The following is a 21737-nucleotide window of genomic DNA, read 5'->3' as shown; positions in this document are numbered from 1 at the left end:
GGTTAGTGGACGGCAACGGCGACGCTGGCCTGCTGGCGGCGCAAGGCGGCGGTCAGCCGCTCGAGGCGGGTGATGGTGTCGTCAAGCGTCAGGAAATAGTAGACGATGTTGCCGACCTGGCGGGAGTCGACCATGCCGATTTCATGCAGCGTCTTCAGGTGGTGCGACGTGGCCGGCTGAGACAGGCCGATGGCATCGGCGAGGTCGTTGACCTTGATGCCGTGCTCCGGCGTCACGGTACTCAAGATCATGATCAGCTTCTGGCGGCTGGCATTGGCCAGGGCATTGAGGTGGTTGACATCCGACTTGAACTCCTTCAAAGCTTCCGTTTGTGCTTGCGTGTAGGTAGTCACAATGGGTCCTCCTTGGCGGCTATATTCTCACCCGCTAGTCTACTCTTTTTCCAAAATAAATGTGACAATTTTGCGAATTAATTTTTCTTTGCGGCCGCGGGTGTGAACGATTACACTGGAGTGGGGCGAAAGCGCCACCAAAATCCGAACACGTCGCCTCACAGACGTGCCGCCAGTTAAAAGGAGCAATCCACATGACAAATTCGATCACCTTCAAGGCACTGGGCGCGACCAACACGCTCACGATTTACGGCGGCGGCCAGCCCGACACGCTGACCAAAAGCACCGCGCTGGTCGACGCCTACGCCAAGCTGCTGTCGTTTTACGACGACCAGTCGCTGGTTTCCGCCATCAACCAGGCGGCCGGCCAAAAGCCGGTTCACATTCCGGTTCGCGCGGTGTTCAACCTGATCGCCCGGGCGGTGGCCTGGAGCAAGCGCCAGCTGGACTACAACGCGCTACTGGGCCCCGAGGTGGCGCTGTGGCGCATCGGCTTTGACGACGCCTCGGTACCGGATGAGGCGGACAAGGCGGCCGCCTTGGCGCTGACCGACCCGGAGCTGGTTTACCTAGATCCCGAGGCCCAGACCGTTTTCCTCCAAAAAGCCGGCATGGCGCTTGACCTCGGCGGCATCGCCAAGGGCTTCATCATCGACGAGCTGGCGCGGCTGTGGGCGCAGGAAGGCGTGACCGGCGGCCGCATCGACCTGGCTGGCAACTGCCGGCTGGTCGGCAATAGCGCGGCCGGGGTGCCGCTGTGGCAGATTCCCATCACCGATCCGCGCGAGCCCAACCGCCCGGCGATTGCGACTTTGACCACCGCGCCCAAGGCCGTGGTCACCACCGGCATCTACTTTCGCCACTTCGACCAAGACGGCCACGTCTACCACCACCTGATCGACCCCAAGACCGGGGCGCCGGTGGAGTCCAGTATGGCCAGCATCACCGTGGTGGCCGACACCGCAGAGCAGGCGGATGTCCTGTCGTCGATCGGCTTTTACGCCGGATTGCCCAAGGGCTACGACGAAATCGAGGACAACGGGGCCGAGGCCTTGTTCATCACCAAGGACACCCAGCTGTACAAAACCGCCGGTCTGCGCGAAACGCTGATGCCGACGATGGGGGCCTGAGCTCTTCAGCCAAAATAAGCGCCGTCGACCTTCCGAACGGGAGGCCGGCGACGCTATTTTTTTGAAAAAATGTCTACATAATCTGACCGATGCCGTAGTGGATGATCATCGTGATGATGCCGATGATCACGTTGCGGATCATCGCGGTCTTGACCAGGCCGTCGCCCAGCTTGGCCGACAGGAACCCGGTCAAGGCGACGCTTGCGATCACCGCCAGAATCGTGCCGGGCCACTGCCAAGCGACCGGCAGGAAGGTCATCGCGACCAGCGGGAAAATGCCACCGGAGGCCGCGGCGACCAGAGACGAGAAGGCCGCGTCCCAGGGGTTCATGTAGTGGCCGCGCTGCAGGCTGTACTTGACGGCGATCACGGTGCCCAGCGCGTCTTCTTGCATCAGCTGCGCGGCGATTTTGGCCGCGGTGGCCGTGGTCACGCCGCGGTCGACGTAGTGGTCGATTACGGCCTGCAGCTCGCTTGAGTAGTCGGTTTCAAGCAGGGCGGCCTCGGCCTTGACGACCGCCTCTTCTGTGTCTTTTTGCGAGCTGACGCTGGCGTATTCGCCCGACGCCATCGAAAAGGCGCAGGCCAACAGATCCGCGAGCCCGGCGATGAAAATGGTGAAGTGGTTGGTGGTGGCGGCGGCGACGGAAAACAGCACCCCGACGACGGTGAGGATGCCGTCGTTGGCCCCCAGTACCCCGGCTCGCAGCGTGTTGGCGCGTTCGGCCATGGTCTGCTTGGATTTGGTTTTGGATTTTGCAGTCAGTGTGGTCATGTCGCGCCTCCTAAGCGAACAGCGAGCCGACGAAGTAGGTGACGGCCATGGTCAAAATGCCGGCGACCACGTTGCGCCAGGAGGCCCGCAGCCGGTTGGCGGAACCAAGCGCCGCGGCGGTGTAGCCGGTGACGGCCAGGGCCGCGATCACCGCGACGACCGTGCCGATGATGCGAGCCGTCACCGGCAGCCAGGAGATCGCGGCCATCGGCAGCAGGGCCCCGGTGGGAAAGGCGATCATCGAGGCCATCGCCGCGGCGACCGCGCTGGTTTTCTCCTTGGGGTCAAAGCCGTACCGCTCGCGGGTGGCGACGTTGATCTTGTCGTGGGCCAGCATCTCGGCGGTCGCCTGGGCGGCCAGGTCGGCGGAGATGCCGGTGGCCTGGTATTTGTCTTGGATAAAGGCGACCTCGCCTTGGTAATCGTTGTCCAGGCGCCGACTCTCCTGAATCAGCGCGTTCTTCTCGGCGTCGCGCTGGGCGTTGACCGACACGTACTCGCCCATCGCCATCGACACGGTGCCGGCCAGCATCCCGGAGAGTCCGGCGAGCAGGATCGCGTGGGTCGAGGTGTTGGCCCCGGCGACGCCGATGACGATGCCGGCGACGGACAAGATGCCGTCGTTGGCGCCCATGACACTGGCACGCATGACATTGATTTTCTCAGCTAAATTCATGATGGCCTCCACAATGGAATCGTTCTAAACACAGAACTATTGTAACCCCGGTGCGGTGGTCGCGCAAGTTAAGGCGTCCCAAACTTACGGTTAGTTGCTGAAAAGGCTTGCACAATCAGGAGGCACCGCCTATACTGTGCATGTCAAACATATACAGTATGAACGGAGGCTCACCATGCTCGCACTCAATCAGGTGACCAAGCGCTTCGGCCAGACCACGGCGGTCGACGCCGAAAGCTTCACCGTCGCGCCAGGGGAGATTCTGGGGCTGATCGGTCAAAACGGCGCCGGCAAAACCACCACCTTTCGCATGATTCTGGATTTTCTCAAGCCGACCACCGGCACGATTCAATGGGCCGGTGAGCCGATCGCACGGCTGCCACGCAGCGCCATCGGCTACCTGCCGGAGGAGCGCGGCCTGTACCCGAAAATGACGGTGCAGGCGCAAGTGTTGTACTTCGCCGAACTGCACGGCATGCGCCGCCCCGCCGCCTTGGCCGAGCTGCGGCGGCTGATGGCCGCGTTCGCCGTCAAGGGTAAGCCCTCAGACAAGCTGCAGACGCTGTCCAAGGGCAACCAGCAGAAAATCCAGCTGATTGCCGCCATCATCCATCGCCCCAAGCTCCTGATTCTCGATGAGCCGTTCTCCGGGCTCGATCCGGTCAACGCGGACCTGCTGATTCAGGGGGTGCGGGCGCTTCAGGCCGGCGGTTGCGCCATCATTTTCTCCAGTCACGACATGCACAATGTGACGGCTTTGTCCGACCGAATCGTGATGCTGCGCAACGGTCAGACGGTGCTGGCCGGCACCCAGGCGGAGATTGCCGCCCAGTTCGGTCGCACCAACCTGACCATCGAGTCGCCGCTGACGCAAGCCGAGCTGGCCGCCTTTCCTGGTGTGGCCGCGGTGGTGCCGCAGGGCAGCGGGTTTGCGGTGACCCTGCGCGACCCGGCGGCCGGCCGGGCGATTTTCGCCGCGGCGACCAAGGACGGCTACATTCCGCGCTTCGTCCAGGCCGCCCCGAGCCTCGAAGCCATCTTCAAACTGAAAGCAGGTGATCACCATGCGTAGCGCATGGGTGGTGTTGAAGCAAACGTACCGCAAGAACGTGACCAGCGCCGGCTGGCTGAGCCTGGTGCTGGCCCCGGTGATCTGCGCGTTAGCCATCGCCGGTTTTGCCTACTACCTGAGCGGTCCCAGTCCCACGGTCCAAGTCGCGGTGGTCGCCCCCAAGGCGGTCGCGGCGACCCTGGTTCAAAGTCAGACCAAGACCCAGCACTACCGGCGGGTGGCCAGCGTGGCCGCGGCCGACAAGGCGACGGCGGCCGGCCGCTACGACGCGGTGCTGGTCCTGCAAAAGGGTCAGGCCCAGCTGACGCAGCGCAAGGGCGGCGAGCAGGTCGCCACAACGCTGCTTGAGACCCAGCTGGCCGCGCTTCAAACCGGGCTGGCCGCGGCCAAGCTGGGGCTTTCGGCCGAGCAGGTGGCGAGCCTGACCGCCAAGCCGGTGCTGCGGGTTCGCACCGCCACGGCCAAGGCGGGGCGGCTGGAGGCAGACGCCGGCGACACCGCCGCCGGCAGCACCGTGGTCGCCGTGGCCGTTGGCTTTTTGCTCTACCTCTTCCTGATGACTTACGGCAGCATCATCGCCCAGGAGATTGCCACGGAGAAGGGCTCGCGCATCGAGGAGTCGATTCTGGCGGCCATCACGGCGACCGCCCAGTTCATGGGCAAAATCCTTGGGGTGGCGGCGCTTTTGCTCACCCAGGTGGCGGTTTACGCCGCGGCGCTTGCGGTGGCCTTTGCCCTGCGGCCCGAATGGTGGCAACTGGTTCGCCCGTACCTGAACGGCGGCCAGTCCGGCGTCACCCTCGGGGTGTTGGCCACCGCGTTCGTGCTCGGTGTGCTGCAGTACAGCCTGCTGGCGGCCGGCACCGGGGCCTTGGTGTCGTCGGTGGAGCAGGCCGGCATGGCGCTGATGCCGGTGTTGATGCTCGCGATGATCGGGTACTTCGCCAGCATCATGGTTCCCCAAGGCGGCGGCACGGTGCTCAACGCCCTGAGCTACATCCCGTTCACCGCCCCGCTGGTGATGCCGGTGCGGGTGGCGGCCGGGCAGGTTGGCCTGGGGGCGGCCGCAGTCAGCGGGGCCATCAACTTGGTGGCACTGATTGGGCTGTTTGGGGCGACGCTTAGGCTGTACCGCGTGTCGGTTCTGGTCTACGACGACCGTGGCCCCGGCGCCGCACTGCGCCAAGCGCTGGGCTTGATGCGCAGCGAGTCAAGGAGGCAGGCATGAACATTACGATTTCCAACCAGGCCGAGGGGCCGATTTACGCGCAAATTGAAACGCAGATCAAGGCCGCCATCGTCAGCGGGACGCTGCCGGCCGCGGCGCAGCTGCCATCGATTCGGGCGCTGGCCCGGGACCTGCAGATCAGCGTGATCACCACAACGCGAGCCTATCGCGACCTGGAAGCCGCGGGGTTCATCGACACGGTGCCGGGCAAGGGCGCGTTCGTGCGAGCCCAGGATCCCGCGCTGTTGCAGGAGCGGGTGCTGACGCGCATCGAGGACCACCTGCAGGCCGCCATTGACGACGCCGCGCTGGGGCAGGTGCCGGCTAGCACCTTGCACGACATGCTCGACGACTTACTGAAAGCGGGGGACGATCATGACTGAGTTGATTCACACACACGGGCTGACGGTGTCGCACCGTGACTTCACGCTGGGGCCGATTGACCTCGCCCTGCCGGCCGGCTACATTATGGGGTTGGTCGGGGCCAATGGGGCAGGCAAAACGACGCTGCTCAAGGCACTGCTGGGCCTGGCGCCACTTGATGGTGGCGGCTTTGACCTGCTGGGCCGCCCAGGCGGCGTGGCGACCACTCGCGCCGCCATCGGCGTGGTGCTGGACCAGCCGCTGTTTGGCGAGACCTGGACGGCCAAAGACATCGCCCGGGCCTACGCCGCCGGCTACCCGGGGTTCGATAAGGCAGGCTACGTGAGCCGGCTGAACCGCCTGGCGGTACCGATGGCCACCCGCTTTCAGCGCATGTCGCGGGGGACCCAGGTGAAGCTGCAGCTGGCCGCGGCCATGAGCCACGGCGCCAAGCTGCTTTTGCTCGACGAGCCGACCGCCGGGCTCGACGCGGCGACGCGAGCCGACCTGATGGGGGAGCTTCAGGCCTTCATCGCGGCAGGCGACGCCAGCGTGCTGATTTCGACGCACATCGTCGAGGACCTCGAAGAAATCGTCGATTACCTGGCCTACCTGGATCACGGGCGGCTACAATTCAGCGGCGAACGCGACGTCTTTCTCGCCGCTTACCGCCAGGTTAAGGGCGGCGCAGCCGCGCTGTCGCCCCTGGTGCGAGAGGCGGCGATTGGACTGCGGGAGACGGCGGTGGGGTGGACCGCCATTCTGCCGGTTGACGCGGCCACAGCGCTTGACGGGGTGGTGTGCGAGCCGGTGGGATTGAACGCGCTGATGGTGGCGCTGGAACGCGGAGGACAAGTGAATGAAAACAGTGTTGAAAATTAGCTGGCAGAGCATGGGCATGGGCTGGAGCGGGTGGCTGCTGTGGTTGGCGATGTTTCTGCTCGCGCTGACCAACCAGCCGACGTTCGCGGCGATGAGCGGCGGTATCTTCGGCGGCACGGCAATCATCGCCTTCATGCCGCTGATTGTGAACGGCCAGCGCGGCGTCAAGGCGCTGCTCGCGCTGTTTCCGCTGACGCGCCGCACCGTGGTGGCCGGGCTATACGCCTTCGGACTGCTGTGCGGCGCGGCCTGTGTCCTGATGCAGGCGGCCTTGCAGGGGCTGGGCCAGCTGTGCTTTGATGACCCGATTGTCGCCGGCAAGGCGGTGGGGGTGGTGATCTGGCTGATGGCGACTTTTTGGCTGCTATTGATCGGGCTGGGGCTGCCGGCGGTGATTCGCCTGGGCAGCCGCTGGCCGGTGGCCGGGCTGTTCGTGCCGATCGGGCTGATCTTCGTGCTGGGGTTTTGCTTGCTGCTGGTGGTGCAGATGGCCGGGACTTGGCTGATGGGGCTGACGACGCTTGGCGCCGCGGTGCTGTGTGGCGCGTCGTTCCCGCTCAGCGTTCGGTGGTATCAGCGCTTGCATTTGTGAGCCGGCGTGTTAGACTGAACCTAATAGCCAAAAGAGTCCAGTAGGGGCCTTGCGCGGTTTCAGAAAGTCGGCGGATGATGCGAGCCGACCCGCACCTGGTCGTGAATTACACCTCTTGCAGTCCTGGCGATTCGGGCGATGCCGTTACCCATTCAAAGTGATGACACAGTCATAATTTGGGTGGTACCGCGGTGATAATCGTCCCTGATCAATTCGTTGATTAGGGGCGATTTTTTTTGCCCCGCTGGCCGCTTTTGGCCCAACAGAGGAGGAACTAAACATGAGCGACAACATTTTAGACGAGCTCGCCTGGCGCGGCGCGTTGAACCAGATGACCGATGAGGCCGGCCTGCGCAAGCTGACCGAAGAGAAGCACGTCGGCATCTACGCCGGCACCGACCCGACCGGCGACTCGCTGCACGTCGGCCACCTGATTCCGTTCATGATCCTGAAGCGCTTCCAGCTGATGGGGCACAAGCCGGTGATCCTGATCGGCGGCGGCACCGGGTCGATCGGCGATCCGTCCGGCCGCAATTCCGAGCGGGTGCTTCAGACCATGGCGACGATCGAGCACAACAAAAAGGCGCTGACCGCCCAGATGGAGCGGATGTTTGGCACCGACAACTTCCGCATCGTCGACAACTACAGCTGGCTGTCCAAGATGTCGATGCTGGACTTCCTGCGCGATTACGGCAAGCTGTTCCCCGTCAACCAGATGCTGGCCAAGGAGGTCGTCGCCTCTCGGCTTGAAAACGGCATCTCCTTCACCGAGTTCACCTACCAGATCCTGCAGGCCGTCGACTTTTTGCACCTGCTGCAGCACGAAGACGTGCAGGTGCAGCTCGGCGGCGCCGACCAGTGGGGCAACATCACCGCCGGCATCGACTTGATCCACAAGGTCGAAGGTTCAGACACCAAGGCGTACGGCCTTACCAACCCGCTGATGCTCAAGGCCGACGGCACCAAGTTCGGCAAGTCGGCCGGCGGCGCCGTTTGGCTGGATCCGGAAAAAACCAGCCCGTACGAGTTCTACCAGTTCTGGTTCAACCAAGACGACGCGGATGTCGACCGCTTCTTGAAGTTCTTCACCTTCCTGAGCCGAGACGAAATCGCGGCGTTGGTTGAGGCGACCAAGACCCACCCCGAACGCCGCGAAGCCCAGCGCCGCCTGGCCCAGGAGGTCACGGCCTTTGTTCACGGCAAGCAGGCGGTCGAAGAGGCCGAGGCGATTTCGGCCGCGCTGTTCTCCGGTGACGTGCAGGACCTGACCGCCGCCGAGATCAAGCAGGGCTTCAAGCAGTTCCCAAGCGCCACGGCACCGAGCACCCCGGAGAACCTGATCACCTGGCTGGTCGACACCACCAAGATCGAGGCCAGCCGCCGCCAGGCCCGAGAGGACGTCCAAAACGGCGCGATTTCGATCAACGGCGACAAGCAGCGCGACGTCGATTTCGTGGTCGACCCAAGCACCCGCTTCGACGGTCAGTACGTGATCGTTCGCCGCGGCAAGAAGAAGTACTTCCTGGTTCACATTCAGTAAACGACGCAGGCGAACCCGGCCGCCGCTGAGCCACAGGACGCCGACTGGGTCGGCGTCTTGTGGTGTGGGCGAATGCGGCCTGCCGGCAACGCTGCGACCGCCGCGGCGCTGCTAGGCGACACCGCCCCTGGTGGGCTGGCCGGCCGCACCCCACGATGCTATACTGAGTGAAACGACTGTGGGGGGTGGCGTGATGCCATACAGTGTCATCGGAGCCAGTTATCAGAACCAATCCCTGGCGGTGTTTTACGCCGGGTTGGACCAGGAGCCGCTTTTGACTTTCGAGGCGGCGACGCAAAAGGCCTTGAGCCTGCTTGCAAGCGAGCTTTCGGCTAGCACGCTGCCGGATCTGCACGACTTGACCGACCGGCTGTTCGCGTTTTTGCAGCAGCGACCGCTGGACCTGGCCGGCCTGACTGCGGCCGTCGGCGAGCGGCTGTCGGTGTCCTGGTTTGCCGACGATCATTTTGTGATTGCGGTGATGGACGAAAGTGAGACCTACCAGCTCCACGTCGAAGTGGTGCCGGTCCAAACCGCGTGAGAAGGCGCCTTGCAAATTGCTTGCAAGGCGTTTTTTGCGCCTCATAAATACAGTCATATTATTCAAAATTAAATCATTTTTCGCGGCGGGAAAGCGTGTTCAGCCGGGCGCAGACCTAGGCCGAGTCGCGGCGAAACCCCGTTCTGTTGCGCATTCGACTCGGTTTGTTAACTCAGTTGTAACAACCCTGTAATGTTGACTTGCTATACTGCATAACAGTGAGTAAGAGGAGTGTGTCAACATATGAAGCTAACCAAGTCCTTAACAATGATCGCCGTCGCGACCCTGATCGCCGCCGGCACCTTCAGCACCGGCGCCACCGTTTCCGCTGATACCGTCAGCGACGCCAAGTCGGCGCTGAGTGCCAAGAAGAGCGAGGGCGACAAGCTTTTGGCCGACCTGCAAACCGCTCAAGAGAACGTCGCCAAGATCGACAACAAGGTCTCCGACAAGACCTTGGCAATCGAGAAGGCCAAGGCGGCCGTTGCCGCGACCACCAAGACGATTGCCGGCTACGACACCCAGATTGCCAAGCAGTCCAAGGAAGTTGCCAGTCGCAAGGCGGTTTTGAAGAAGCAGCTGATTTCCCTGCAAAAGCAGGTCGGCGACTCCGCCACCGGTAACATCTACCTGGACTTCCTGCTGAACGCCAAGGACCTGTCCGACCTGGTGTCCCGCGGGATGACCGTCAACAAGCTCAACCAGGCCAACAAGGACGCGCTGGACGCGGTCAAGGAAGCCAAGGCCAAGGTCACGACCCTCAAGGCCGACCAGGTGGCCAAAAAGACCGAGCTGGTCGCCACCGAGAACCAGCTGGTCGCCGACAAGACCGACCTGACCAAGCTTCAGGCCCAGGCCAAGAAGGAATCCGCCGCGCTTGACAAGAAGCTCGCCGACAACAAGGACGCCGTTGCCAAGCTGCAGGCCAAGTTGACCTCCGCGACGGCTCAGGCCGCCACGCTGGCCGCCGCAGCCGCCAAGGCCAAGACCACGGCCAAGGCTGCCGCCACCACGATTCAAAAGGCGACGACCACCGGCAACACGGCCACCAAGACCACGACGCCAAAGCCGGCCGGCAACGTCTCCGGCTCTTACGGTTCCGGCTCGTACAGCAGCATGGTGAGCGCCGCCGTCTCCATGGTTGGCCGCCCTTACGTCTACGCCGCTGCCAGCCCATCCGTCGGCTTCGACTGCTCCGGCCTTGTGATGTGGGCCGCCTCCCAGGTCGGCATTTCCCTGCCGCACCAGGCGGCACAACAAGGCAACTACGGCTCCGAAGTCTCCCTGAGCAGCCTGCAGCCCGGCGATCTCCTGTTTTGGGGCAGCCGCGGCGCCGCTTACCACGTCGCCATCTACGTCGGCGGGGGCCAGTACGTTCACGCGCCACGCCCGGGCGAATCCGTTCGCGTCGTATCGCTGGCCGGTACCTTCACGCCAAGCTTCGCGCGTCGCCTGTAATCACGATTGACACACTCACCAGTGAATGCCTGCCGCAGTTGGCAGGCGTTTTTATTTGCGCCGCGGCATGCTACAATCGACACAAACCTAAGAATCGAGGACGGCATTGTGCAACAGAAACTGATTGTCATCACCGGCGCCACCGGCACGGGCAAAACCACGGTGAGCCGCTACCTGCAGGCCACCTACAACATTCAGCGGGTGATGACACACACGACGCGTCCCAAGCGCGTTGGCGAGGTCGACGGCGTGGATTACCACTTCGAGACGGCAGACAGCTTCGCCAAGAATCACTACATTGAAGCGGTGACCTACGCAGGTTTTCGGTACGGCAGCTCCTTTGAGTCGCTGGATGCCGCGTGGCGGCGGGCCAACTTCGCCAGCATCGTGCTGGACACCGCCGGGGCAATCACTTACGCCAAGACGCTGGGGCCCAAGATTGCGGTGTTGTATTTGACCATCCAGGACCCGGCGGTGCTCAAGGCGCGGCTGCTGGCCCGAGGCGACGACCCCAAGATGATCGCCGCCCGGCTGGCCAGCCCGGAGTACAGCCGCGATCTGCAGCTGCCGCCGGCGCTTGCCCCTTACGCTCACGTTGTGGTCAACGACGACTGGCAGGCCGCCTGCCGCCAGATCGACAGTTTCATGAAGCATCTGGCGCTGAGCGCCGCCGGGTTGCCCGGTTGAAGCCGGGTGCGGCCTGTGCTACAATACGCATAATCGGAACGTTTACGATTAAGAGAGGCGGAACATGATGGGCGCGAGTCTGATTGCAATCGAGAGAATCAAGGCCAGCGGTATGCGCATGACCAAGCAGCGCCGCGACCTGGTGGATTACCTGGCGGCCCATGCCGACAGCTACGTCACGGTGACCCAGGTGGACAAGCACATGAGAAGCCAGTACCCGGGGCTGTCGCACGACACCATTTACCGCAACGTCAAGGAGTTCGAGCAGCTCGGCATCCTCGAAACCGACGTTCAGGGCGAACAGGCCACCGTCAAGCTGCAGTGCGACTTCCAGCACCCGCACCACCACCACTTCATCTGCCAGCGCTGCCACCGCGTTCAGGAGATTCAGATGTGCCCCCTGGGCTACTTTGAGACGCAGCTGCAAGGGGCCCAGATTCAAAGCCACAACTTCGAGCTGTACGGCCTGTGTGCCGACTGCGCGAAGCTGGTGGCCCAACAGCAGGCCGAGCGACCCGGGGCGTAGCCGTAAGCACGGGCAAGGCTTGGCGTCAGCGCAGCGTGATGATTGAACTTTGGGAAATCGCCGGTTCGGTGGTTTCCTTTTTTACGTGGCACCGCGTGGTATGATAGGGGTACAACTTTGAGGGACGGGTCATCATGTCTAAAACTGCCTTGAACGCGCCGCGCCGGCGCCTATCACTTCGCACCTTGATCATCGCCGCCATCGGGCTCACCGTGGCGGTGTCTTTGCTGATCTCCGGCATCATCGTGGCGCTTCACACCGCGTCGGCCGTGGCGCAACGCACCAACACCACCATCCAAAACATCGGCAACGTCGTGCGGCAAAGCCCGGTGGTTCGCAACAACCTGGTCGCGCATGAGCCGCCCCAAAGCGCCGACAACGCGATTGAGCGCTACACCCACCGGATTCAAAAGGCGATGAAGGTCGACGCGGTGGTCGTGATGAACCAGGACCTGATCCGTTACTCGCACCCGGTCAAGGCGCAGATCGGGCAGTCCTTCTTGCTGCGCCACGACGCGGCCAAGTCGCGGCACGGCAAGGCCCATTTTTCCAAGAAGCTCGGGGTGCTGGGGCCGGAGTACCGCTACTTCGCCCCGATTTACAACGGCCAGCACCGCCAGATCGGCATCGTCTGCATCACGGTGACGGTCAAAACGGTTAAGGCGGAGACCCGCGCGTCGCTCGGCCCGATTCTGCTCGGCGCCGGCATCGGCCTGGCGCTTGGCATCGTCGCCGCGGTGTGGATCTCCTGGTACATTCGCCGGCGGCTTTTGGGCATGGAGCCCGACGCCATCGCCGCGCAGGTCACCGAGCTGACGGCCCTGAAGGAAAGCATGTCCGAGGGGCTGATCGCCATCGATCCGGCCGGGGCCATCATGCAGCTCAACCAGGTCGCCCAGGCACTGTTTCCGGGGCTTGAGGCCGGGGCGACGCTGCCGCCCGACCTGACCGCGGCGCTGTTCGGCCGCAACGCGCGGGTCGCGGCCCAGTCGGTAGCGATTCGCAACCGCGAGCTGATCGTCGCCACGACGCCCCTGATGGCCGGCAAGGTCAACCTCGGGCGGCTGGCGCTGTTTCACGACCAATCCGATTACCAGCGCCTGGTCGCGCAGCTGGCCGGCACCCGTCAGTACATCGACGCCTTGCGGGCTCAGCAGCACGAGTTCATGAACAAGCTGCAGGTGATCTCCGGGCTGGTGGAAATGGCGGAGTACGACAAGCTGCAGGCCTTCATCCAAGACGTTCACCACAACTACCAAAGCGAGTTCGGCGACCTGAACGCGCGGATTCGGCTGCCGGCGATCACGGGCTTTTTGATCGGCAAGCGCAACGAGGCTCACGAGCAGGGCAAAACGCTGACGGTGACCAAGGATTCCGCGCTGCCGGCCGTGGTCGGCGAGGCCGCGATGATTCAGTCCGACCTGATCAAGGTGCTGGGCAACCTGATCGACAACGCCCTGGACGCCGTGGCGACCGACGGCGGCACGGTCGAGCTGGCGCTGAATTACGACGCGGAAAGTGCCACGGTGTTGATCGTCGTCAGTGACAACGGCGCCGGGGTGGCGCCGACCATCAAGGACCAGATCTTCACCCCGCACTTTTCCACCAAGGGGGAGGGCCGCGGCTTTGGGCTCAGCCTGGTGGCCGGCGTGGTTCACGCCCATCACGGAATTTTGGAATGCGACGATAATCAGCCGCACGGCACGGTCATGACGGTGGAGTTGCCGCTTGCACTGCCGGCGGCGGGGGAAAAGGAGTGACGAGATGACGACGCATGTGATGATTGTGGAAGACGACCCGATGGTGCGAGAGCTCAACGCGCAGTACCTGCGGCGCGTGATTGCGCCGAGCGAGCTTGCGGTGTCAAGCTTTGGCAATGCCGCCGCGGCGCTGGCCGCCGCCGCGGCGCAGCCGGTCGATTTGATTTTGCTGGATGTCTACATGCCCGAGCTGACCGGCGACCAGCTGCTGAGCGAGCTGACCGCGGCCGGACTGCACCCGCAGGTGATCATGCTGACGGCGGCCAGCGACATGGCCCACATTCGCCCGGCGCTTGACTACGGCGTCTTGGACTACCTGGTCAAGCCCTTCACCTTCGCCCGCTTCAGCGCGGCGATTCAGCGCTTCTTGACCTTCCAGCAGGTGACCGAAGGCGCCGCGGCGCTGTCGCAAGACGACCTCGATCATCTGTTCACCGCCGGCAGTCAGCCGCCCGTGCAAGAGGCGCTGCCCAAGGGCCTGTCGGCGATGACGCTGGCCAAGATTCGGGCCCTGGTGGCGACGCTGCCGCAGCCGTTCTCCAACCAGGAGCTGGCCAAGGCCGCCAAGCTGTCGCGCATTTCGACCAAGAAGTACCTCGACTACCTGCTGACCCAAGACGCGGTCTCCTCAGACATCAAGTACCTGAAGGTCGGCCGGCCGATCACCGTCTACACCAGCACCGCCAAAAACTAGGTTTTCACCCACACAAAAAGCCCTGACGCGCATCGCAACCGCGATGGTGTCAGGGCTTTGGCGTCGCCGGCTTAATCCGGCAACTTGATGTCGTTCTTGGTGTGGCCGGTGCGTTGCGCTTCGTCGAAGTTGTCGTAGGACACAGTGATCATGTCGTGCAGCGCCGGTTCCGTGTAAGAACCGATGTGCGGCGTGATCAGCACCTTCGGGTACAGCTGGCGCAGGGCTTCAAGCTCGGGATCCGGCAAGGCACCAGCGAATTGGTGACCCATCAGCTTGGCCTCGTGCTTGAACACGTCGGTGGCAAAGCCGCCGAGTTTGCCGGATTTCAACGCCGCGAGGACGGCCGCGTAATCGACCAGCTCGCCGCGAGCCGTGTTGACCAGCATCGCCCCGTCCTTCATCTTGGCGATGAAGGCGGCGTCGACCAGGTTGTCGTTGACGCCAGGGAAGTAAGGCGTGTGAATCGAGACGATGTCGGCCTTGGCCAAAAGCGCGTCTTCTTCGACGAAGGTGACGAACTGACGGGCGTAATCGGACGGGTACGGGTCGTAGGCCAAAACGGTGCTGCCCATGCCGTGGTACAGGCTGGCCTCGGTTGCGCCGATTTTGCCGGCGCCGACGATGCCGACGGTGCTTGAGTGAACCTCACGCGAGAAGGTGGCCGGGTCAACGGCGAAGCTGCCGTTGAAGGTGTTGCTGGTGGCCAAGGCGGTGTGACGGTAGAGCATCATGCCCAGCGTCTGCGCCAGTTCGGCCACGGCGTAAGGAGAGTAGGCAGGAACGCGGGCACACTTCATGCCGTACTGCTTGATTGCGTTCAGGTCGATGTGGTTGAAGCCGACCGTCCGCGTCATCACGTACTTGATGCCCCACGCGTTGAATTTGGCGAGGTTCTCTGCATCCGCGACGCAGTTGGCTCGCAGCATCACCCCGTCGGCACCCTTGGCCGTCTCCACGTTGTCGTGGGTCAAAAACTCGGGCACCAGCTTCAGCTCGTAGTTGTACTTGTTCAGCTGCTTGAAGTAAGGGACCTCGTTCTCCCGTACCCCGTAAGCGACGATCTTAAACATACACATCTATCCTTTCTTGCTTGACGTTTTTTACTTGAACAGCCCGGTCGTGTTCAGAATCTGCAGGATCGCAATCCAAAACGGCATGGCGACGACGGCGACGATGGTCGACAGAAGCGACGCATCGGAGGCCATGACCGCCTCGTGGTCGAAGCTGATCGCGTAGGCCGAGGTGACCGCCGCGGTCGGGGTGGCCATCATGATGCACATCGTGGCCAACGCGACGTAGCTGACCGGCATGATGCCGGTGGCGTTGAGGATCAGCAGCAAAATCAGGTTCAAAAGCGGCACCAAGATGACCTTGTTCAGGCTGTAGTACCAGCTGGTGGAATCGGACGCGGCTTCCTTGAAGGAGATGGAGCCCAGCGTGATCCCGATGGCAAGCCAAGCCAGCGGTGAGGTCAGGTTGGCCAAGTACTGGAGTGGCTTGAACAGCCAAAGGGCGGTTTGGTCGATGCGGTAGAAGGCAACAGAGGCGGTACCGCCGCCGGCAACCACGGCGCCGTTAGCGGCAACCGCTGCGGTGACATGCGGCATCGCGTCTTGAACCAGCCAGAGGATCAGGCCGAGGAACGTCGCGATGACAACCGGGTTCAGGAACATTTTCTTCACGTTGTCGCGGTCCATCTTCAGACCGGACATGCGGATGTAGCCGTAGGAGTAAAGGAAGATGCGGTAGCCGATGTTGAAAATCGAGCTGTACATCACGCCCTTAGGCCCGAGCACGGCGCCGACGATCGGAATGCCGAAGAAGGTGGTGGAGCCGAAAATCGTCAGAACGGAAAGCGTGGTTCGCTTGTCGCCCTTGTACTTCAGGTACGGCAGCGGGGTCACGAAGATCAAGATGATGTAAATCAAGATCCCCCAGACCAGAACGCTCATGCCCTGACGCAGCGTGTCGCCGTTGATCGGGGCCATGAAGGAGTTGAAGGCCAAGGCCGGCAGGGCCACGGCCAAGACAACCTTGGTCAGGACTTTCCCGAAGTCGGCCCCGAGGGTCCCGCGCTTGCGGAGGTAGAATCCCAGGAAAATGATGAAGATGACAGAGGTGATTGAACTAATAATGGCACTGTTCGTGAAGGTTTGCTTAATCGCGTCAACCAATCCCATAATGTGAACTTCCTTTCGGTTATTGTGAATTTGTTTACTAAGTCATCCTAAGGCTAGCTTGTGAAAAAGCGAACTTTTTCGAACTAACGAAACCATATGTAACTAACGTAAGTGGCGTGGACAACACCGGAGAAAACGCTGCATTAGCACAGAAAACGGGAACTCGCCGGATGCTCACTACCGTTATCAAGGCCGCAATTACGGGGATGTTACATAGTATTACTTTCACAAACAATTTCGCGTGGCACAACACTGATACAGTTTGGAACCTATGTTTCGCCTGTTCGTGTCGCGACAAGGGGGCGTGGCGAGCAGCTTTTTTTTGGCGCTTTGCGAGCTTAAAATTTGCCAGGTAACCGCTTACCTGCTAAGCTAAACTCAAGTGATCACTAGGATAGGGGTCGGTGGCCGGCCACCGTGACAAACCCTTCTTCGGCGGCGATCCAGTGGCAAGCGCCACGCTACCTCACGCAGACCAGGCCCCAGCCCGGCCCCGTCCGATGCTATCAGTGGAACCCGTCGTACCTTGGGCGGGAATCATTAATCGTAGTGGATAACCGGTTGCAGCATTATCAAACGTCCAACTCCAAGTACGGAGGTAGCCGCGGGCGGGAGAGGCGGCCGGGACGCGTACCGGCCAGCACAACAAACCGTTCCGGAGGCCCGGAAGGTGTGCTGGCTCAGGCGGCGTAACCCGTTTTAGAGCCAAAGCACGACCGCCTGCTCAGGCGTGTGGATGTCACCGCACGGCGCAGTCCTAAGTTAGGCGGGTACGACCCCAGCCCCGCGGCACCATCTGCAGGAACTGGGACGGCGGCACCGCGCGGTAGTGGCAACAAGCTGCCAGCCGGTGCCGGACAGGTGCGGGACCTGGTTTTGGCCCCAGCGCGGCGCTACAGCGTCGTGGTGGGACAGGAGCCTGGCCACCCAACGCCTTGTAGACCCCCACGTGACCACAATGCCCAGATCCGCCGCCGGGGTACTTCCCGCCGGCGGATTTGGTGCGTCTTTGTTTAACTTTCATAAACTTGACCATTTCGTCCCGTTTTACGCACACATCTACGCTACAATTGAAGCAAGATGTTTGGGCGAGACGCCCGAGTGACCCCGTGGTCGCCGGTGGCTGGTTTTGCCGAAAGGAGTTTCCCATGGCTTATCGCACCCCGCCGCTGCTGTCACCGGCAGCGATTGTTTCTATTATTATCCTGATTAGCGGCTACAGTCTGATCAATAATGCGGTCAATCCGTCCAGCACCCCCAAGTCGCGCGAGGCGCAAAGCTCGCTGGCCTCCAGCCTGAAGGCCAAAAACAGCAGCAAGGGCAGCAGCGAGCCGGCGGCCACCAGCAGCAGTGCCTCAACTGCCAGCAAGGCGCCTGAAAAACCGGCCGCCGGTGCCGACAGCGCGACCTCCAGTGCGACCAGCAGTAGCACTAAAGCCACCACCGGCACCGATCAAACCACGGATGGGAACGACACGACGACCGGGACTGGCACCGGGACCACCGGCGACACCGGTGACGGCACAACCCAGGAGACGACGACCACCGGCAGCGGCGACACCACGACCGGTACCGATGGCGACACCACCGGGGACACCACGGGTAACACCACCGTCGGGACGACCGGCGACACCACCGGTGACGTCGGATCCGGCAGCAGTAGTAAGGCCAGCAGCGGTTCGACGAAGTAGCTGGCCGGTCGGACAACCGCACCGCGCCACCCTCCAAACGGGTTCCCCACGGCAACGCGGGAGCGGCTAGCTACGCCGCGTCACTCGCGGCCAGGCCCGGGCCTCAAGCGCCACGGCTAGGCTACCCGTCCCGTGCATGCGCCGTGGTCCACCCTCTAAACGGGTTCCGCGGCGCATCGCCGACGCGTCCAGCTAGGACCGGCACTCGGGGCAAAGTGCCGCCCCAAGCACCAGTCCTGCGCTGGCCGGTCGGCTAACCGCACCGCGCCACCCTCTGAAAGGAAGTATTCCATGCTCACTGCTCTTGATCTGCTCAACCGCGCGTTGAGTTACTTCAACATTCAGGACAAGGCGAAGGGGAAGGCCTTCACCATCGTGGCCTTCGGCGCCAATTTTTACCTGCTGTACCAGGCGATTCGGCACCTGCGCTACGTCAACTACCGCGTCGGCGGGGTGCTGTTCTTGCTGGCCTTTCTGGTGCTGTTGTACTTCATCGTGCTGAATTTCTTCTATTATTTTACGGACAAGCAGATGAAGTGGGACGTGTCGCCGAAAGTCGAGAAGTTGCTCGGCGGCAACCCGCAGGCGGCCAAGGCGGCCGAGGCCGCGCTGTTGCAGCGGACCAACCTCGGGGCCTCCAATGGCCTGTTCACCGAAGCGCGACTCCTGCCGGCGACGGTGGTGGTCGACCAGGCCAATCTGGATGTGCTGGTCGACCAGCTGCGCCAAAGCGGGGCGTTGACCGAGAACTACCAGGGGCTGGACGAACGCGCGATCGCGCGAGTGGTCTCCCACACCCATCAGCCGGTGGCGGCGATCGGCGGCCCGTTCGAGCTGCCGTACTTCGCCCTGACCCAAAGCGGCAAGCAGCTGGTGATCGAGGGCGGTCTGAACGCGCTGACGCCGACCACCTTGGGGACGATCACGCGGGTGGGGCTGATGCCAACCGCCGCGGCCCTGAAGGATTACCAACTGGCGCTGGCCCATGTGTTCCTGACCGGCGGCGAGGTGATGCAGCCCGGGCGCCACGGGCTTATCCAAAAGGTCACGCCTTATACTATTTCCGCCCAGCTCGCCTATACCGTTCGCCCGGACGTGCAGGCCCCGCGGGACTAACCAAAACTAAATTTGCGACCGTGCGAAAAAACCGGTAAGATTATTTTAATGATTTTATCGGCTGACGCACGGCCTTTTTGTGTCCAAGCGCGAGCCTGATTGCTTGCCACCGCGAATTTGGCTAGGGTATGATGGTAGTGGTCTAGGTAAAATCCCGCCGGCACCCCCACACGGAGGCTTAATCAAAAGCCAAACGTTCGCCGGGCCGGTGCGTCGGTCGTACACAAACGCATGCTTAAAAGGAGGCGATTCGATGTCAATGATCGAGTTTCACGACGTCGAGAAGTATTACGGGAAGTTTCACGCACTCAAGGACATCAACCTGACCATCGACCGCGGCGAAGTGGTCACGATCATCGGGCCGTCCGGATCGGGCAAAAGCACGCTGCTTCGAACCATCAACGGGCTGGAGCGAATCACGGAAGGCAAACTTATCGTGAATGATTTTGACCTCGCCGAGAAAAACACCAACATGGACAAGATTCGCAAGAACGTCGGCATGGTGTTCCAGCACTTCAATCTTTACGCAAACAAAACCGTTATTGATAACATTACGCTCGGCCCTCGACTGGTGCTGCACCGCGACCGCGCCGAGGTCGAGAAGGAGGCGCTTGAGCTGCTCGACATGGTCGGGCTGAAGGATCAGGCCCAAAAGTACCCGGCGGCCCTGTCCGGCGGCCAAAAGCAGCGTGTCGCCATCGCCCGCAGCTTGGCGATGAAGCCCCGCGCGATTCTCTTCGACGAGCCGACCTCGGCGCTGGACCCCGAAATGATCGGCGACGTCTTGGACGTCATGCAGACCATCGCCAAGCAAGGCATGACCATGGTCGTGGTGACCCACGAAATGGGCTTTGCCAAGCGCGTCGGCGACCGCATCATCTTCATGGCGGATGGCCAGATTCTCGAGGACGCCACCGACGTCGCCGGCTTCTTCGATCACCCGAAGGATCCCCGGGCGCAGGAGTTCATCAGCAAGATTTTCAACCACTAGGAGGGCGCCTATGCACAAGCTAAAATTATGGCTCACGGCCGTCGCTCTCATGGTGGTGGCCGGCGTGGCGGCAGGGTGCGGCGCAAGCGTCGCCGACCAAGACGCCTTGGCCCACGCCAAGAAAACCGACACGATCGTCTGGGGCGTCAAGGCCGACACCCGGCTGTTCGGCCTGATGAACACCAAGACCGGCAAGATTCAGGGCTTTGAAATCGACATGGCCAACGCCTTGACCAAGCAGGTGCTGGGCAAGGCGGCCAAGGCCACCTTGGTGCAGGTCACCTCGGACACCCGGGTGCCGATGCTCAAGGGCGGCAACCTGGACGCGGTGATTGCGACCATGACCATCACGCCGGAGCGGCAGAAGGTTTTGGACTTCACGGATTCCTACTTCAAGGCCGGCCAGTCGCTTTTGGTCAAAAAGGGAAGCAAGGTTCACTCGATCAAGGATCTGACCGCCGGCACCAAGGTGATCGGCGTTCAGGGCTCCAACTCGGTCGACAACGTCAAAAAGGCCGCCCCGCAAACCACGGTGCTGCAGCTGGCCGATTACGCCCAGGCGTTCACGGCGCTGAAGTCCGGGCAAGGCGACGCGCTGAGCACCGACAACGGCATTTTGTACGGGATGTCCCAGCAAGACCCCGGCTACGTGGTGGTCGGCGGCACCTTCACCAAGGAGCCGTACGGCATCGCGCTGAACCAGGGCCAGACCAACCTGCGCAAGGCGCTGAACAAGGCGCTGGCGCAGCTTCGCGCCAACGGCACCTACGAGCGGCTGATCAACAAGTGGTTCGCCGACATTCCGGGCTTTGACATCAAGGAGGTGGAGTAATGCTGAACATTTTGACCAATAACTTCGGCACCCTGATGTCCGGGCTCGGCTACACGCTGCTGTCCAGCCTGATCGCCTTGGTGTTCTCCCTGATCGTTGGCACCGTCTTTGCGCTGATGGAGATCTCGCCGGCCAAGTGGGTGCGGGTGATCGGCAAGACCTACGTCGAGGTGATCCGCAACATTCCGCTTCTGGTCATCACCATGGGCTTTTACGTCATCGTGCCTAAATACCTGCTGCCGGTGGATGGCTTCACCGCCGGGACCATCGGCTTGACCATCTACACCAGCGCCTTCATCGCCGAAACGGTGCGAGCCGGCATCGAGTCGGTCGCCGTCGGTCAGATGGAAGGGGCCCGCTCCGTCGGGCTGTCCTACGCCCAGGCGATGCGCCAGATCGTGTTCCCTCAGGCGATCAAGATCGTGATTCCGCCCCTGGGCAACCAGTTCATCAACTTGGTCAAGAACTCATCGATTCTGGCCTTCGTCGCCGGTTTCGACCTGATGTACCAGGGCAAAATCATCGCCAACGCGACCTTCAACACCTTCGACACCTACCTGGTGGTCGGGCTGCTCTACCTGGTGTTGACGATGCCGATGTCTTACCTGATGCGGCACCTCGAAAAGAAATGGGTCACGGCCTAGAAA

At 62.3% G+C, this 21737-nt stretch carries 23 protein-coding genes; 18 read left to right on the top strand and 5 right to left on the bottom strand.

Going from position 1 to position 21737, the window contains the following annotated elements:
- Positions 1-2: 2 nt before the first annotated feature.
- Positions 3-353 carry an ArsR/SmtB family transcription factor gene (locus tag NUH19_RS05125; RefSeq protein ID WP_262315478.1) on the bottom strand — a complete coding sequence of 117 codons (351 nt, stop codon included), beginning with the start codon at positions 351-353 and terminating at the stop codon, positions 3-5.
- 194 nt (positions 354-547) lie between these two features.
- Here NUH19_RS05125 and NUH19_RS05120 point away from each other — a divergent pair, with 194 nt between their 5' ends.
- Positions 548-1483 carry an FAD:protein FMN transferase gene (locus NUH19_RS05120; RefSeq protein WP_262315477.1) on the top strand — a complete coding sequence of 312 codons (936 nt, stop codon included), beginning with the start codon at positions 548-550 and terminating at the stop codon, positions 1481-1483.
- A 73-nt stretch (positions 1484-1556) separates the two neighbouring features.
- Here the strand turns inward: NUH19_RS05120 and NUH19_RS05115 are convergent, their stop codons facing one another.
- Together NUH19_RS05115 and NUH19_RS05110 are read right to left on the bottom strand one after the other, a co-directional pair.
- Complete coding sequence (locus NUH19_RS05115) at positions 1557-2258, bottom strand: VIT1/CCC1 transporter family protein (protein ID WP_262315476.1); 702 nt, start codon at positions 2256-2258, stop codon at positions 1557-1559.
- A 10-nt stretch (positions 2259-2268) separates the two neighbouring features.
- Positions 2269-2934 carry a VIT1/CCC1 transporter family protein gene (locus tag NUH19_RS05110; protein ID WP_262315475.1) on the bottom strand — a complete coding sequence of 222 codons (666 nt, stop codon included), beginning with the start codon at positions 2932-2934 and terminating at the stop codon, positions 2269-2271.
- A 175-nt stretch (positions 2935-3109) separates the two neighbouring features.
- Here NUH19_RS05110 and NUH19_RS05105 point away from each other — a divergent pair, with 175 nt between their 5' ends.
- From NUH19_RS05105 to NUH19_RS05050, 12 genes are all read left to right on the top strand, one after another.
- Positions 3110-4006 (top strand): ABC transporter ATP-binding protein, encoded by an 897-nt coding sequence (locus NUH19_RS05105; protein ID WP_262315474.1) that lies wholly within the window; start codon positions 3110-3112, stop codon positions 4004-4006.
- Complete coding sequence (locus tag NUH19_RS05100; RefSeq protein WP_262315473.1) at positions 3999-5234, top strand: ABC transporter permease; 1236 nt, start codon at positions 3999-4001, stop codon at positions 5232-5234. Before NUH19_RS05105 ends, NUH19_RS05100 begins: the two co-directional genes overlap by 8 nt.
- Positions 5231-5617: a GntR family transcriptional regulator gene (locus tag NUH19_RS05095; protein WP_262315472.1), complete on the top strand. Its 387-nt coding sequence runs from the start codon at positions 5231-5233 to the stop codon at positions 5615-5617. The genes NUH19_RS05100 and NUH19_RS05095 overlap by 4 nt, the downstream gene beginning before the upstream one ends.
- On the top strand, positions 5610-6479 hold the full coding sequence (locus NUH19_RS05090) for an ATP-binding cassette domain-containing protein (protein ID WP_262315471.1): 870 nt from the start codon (positions 5610-5612) through the stop codon (positions 6477-6479). Before NUH19_RS05095 ends, NUH19_RS05090 begins: the two co-directional genes overlap by 8 nt.
- Entirely contained in the window at positions 6457-7071 is a 615-nt protein-coding gene (locus tag NUH19_RS05085) for an ABC-2 transporter permease (protein WP_262315470.1), read from the top strand. Before NUH19_RS05090 ends, NUH19_RS05085 begins: the two co-directional genes overlap by 23 nt.
- 280 nt (positions 7072-7351) lie before the next feature.
- On the top strand, positions 7352-8611 hold the full coding sequence (gene tyrS / locus NUH19_RS05080; RefSeq protein ID WP_262315469.1) for a tyrosine--tRNA ligase: 1260 nt from the start codon (positions 7352-7354) through the stop codon (positions 8609-8611).
- A gap of 193 nt (positions 8612-8804) precedes the next feature.
- Positions 8805-9152, top strand: coding sequence for a hypothetical protein (locus NUH19_RS05075; protein WP_262315468.1), 348 nt, complete (start codon positions 8805-8807; stop codon positions 9150-9152).
- A 243-nt stretch (positions 9153-9395) separates the two neighbouring features.
- Positions 9396-10610: a C40 family peptidase gene (locus NUH19_RS05070; protein ID WP_262315467.1), complete on the top strand. Its 1215-nt coding sequence runs from the start codon at positions 9396-9398 to the stop codon at positions 10608-10610.
- A 108-nt stretch (positions 10611-10718) separates the two neighbouring features.
- Positions 10719-11297, top strand: coding sequence for a guanylate kinase (locus NUH19_RS05065; protein ID WP_262315466.1), 579 nt, complete (start codon positions 10719-10721; stop codon positions 11295-11297).
- A gap of 67 nt (positions 11298-11364) precedes the next feature.
- A complete protein-coding gene (locus NUH19_RS05060) occupies positions 11365-11823 on the top strand; it encodes a Fur family transcriptional regulator (RefSeq protein WP_262315574.1) in 459 nt (152 codons plus the stop codon).
- 134 nt (positions 11824-11957) lie between these two features.
- Positions 11958-13583: an ATP-binding protein gene (locus NUH19_RS05055; protein WP_262315465.1), complete on the top strand. Its 1626-nt coding sequence runs from the start codon at positions 11958-11960 to the stop codon at positions 13581-13583.
- A gap of 4 nt (positions 13584-13587) precedes the next feature.
- A complete protein-coding gene (locus NUH19_RS05050) occupies positions 13588-14277 on the top strand; it encodes a response regulator (protein ID WP_262315464.1) in 690 nt (229 codons plus the stop codon).
- 71 nt (positions 14278-14348) lie between these two features.
- Here NUH19_RS05050 and NUH19_RS05045 read toward each other — a convergent pair whose 3' ends face one another.
- Together NUH19_RS05045 and NUH19_RS05040 are read right to left on the bottom strand one after the other, a co-directional pair.
- Positions 14349-15350 carry an NAD(P)-dependent oxidoreductase gene (locus NUH19_RS05045; RefSeq protein ID WP_262315463.1) on the bottom strand — a complete coding sequence of 334 codons (1002 nt, stop codon included), beginning with the start codon at positions 15348-15350 and terminating at the stop codon, positions 14349-14351.
- Between the two features lie 30 nt (positions 15351-15380).
- A complete protein-coding gene (locus NUH19_RS05040) occupies positions 15381-16460 on the bottom strand; it encodes an AEC family transporter (protein ID WP_262315462.1) in 1080 nt (359 codons plus the stop codon).
- A 1148-nt stretch (positions 16461-17608) separates the two neighbouring features.
- Between NUH19_RS05040 and NUH19_RS05035 the strand changes: the two genes are divergently transcribed.
- The 5 genes from NUH19_RS05035 (at position 17609) to NUH19_RS05015 (ending at position 21734) form a co-directional block, all read left to right on the top strand.
- Complete coding sequence (locus NUH19_RS05035; protein ID WP_262315461.1) at positions 17609-18151, top strand: hypothetical protein; 543 nt, start codon at positions 17609-17611, stop codon at positions 18149-18151.
- A 291-nt stretch (positions 18152-18442) separates the two neighbouring features.
- A complete protein-coding gene (locus NUH19_RS05030) occupies positions 18443-19267 on the top strand; it encodes a DUF6681 family protein (RefSeq protein ID WP_262315460.1) in 825 nt (274 codons plus the stop codon).
- Positions 19268-19520: 253 nt separating this feature from the next.
- Positions 19521-20258: an amino acid ABC transporter ATP-binding protein gene (locus tag NUH19_RS05025; protein ID WP_276580154.1), complete on the top strand. Its 738-nt coding sequence runs from the start codon at positions 19521-19523 to the stop codon at positions 20256-20258.
- Between the two features lie 49 nt (positions 20259-20307).
- Positions 20308-21090 carry a glutamate ABC transporter substrate-binding protein gene (locus NUH19_RS05020; RefSeq protein WP_420844670.1) on the top strand — a complete coding sequence of 261 codons (783 nt, stop codon included), beginning with the start codon at positions 20308-20310 and terminating at the stop codon, positions 21088-21090.
- Positions 21090-21734 carry an amino acid ABC transporter permease gene (locus tag NUH19_RS05015; RefSeq protein WP_262315458.1) on the top strand — a complete coding sequence of 215 codons (645 nt, stop codon included), beginning with the start codon at positions 21090-21092 and terminating at the stop codon, positions 21732-21734. The genes NUH19_RS05020 and NUH19_RS05015 overlap by 1 nt, the downstream gene beginning before the upstream one ends.
- Positions 21735-21737: the final 3 nt, after the last annotated feature.

The sequence above is a fragment of the Lacticaseibacillus parakribbianus genome (assembly GCF_025490915.1).
Classification (GTDB): Bacteria; Bacillota; Bacilli; order Lactobacillales; family Lactobacillaceae; genus Lacticaseibacillus; species Lacticaseibacillus parakribbianus.
Note: the sequence above shows the minus strand (reverse complement) of the source record. Positions and strands in the feature narration are given on the sequence as shown.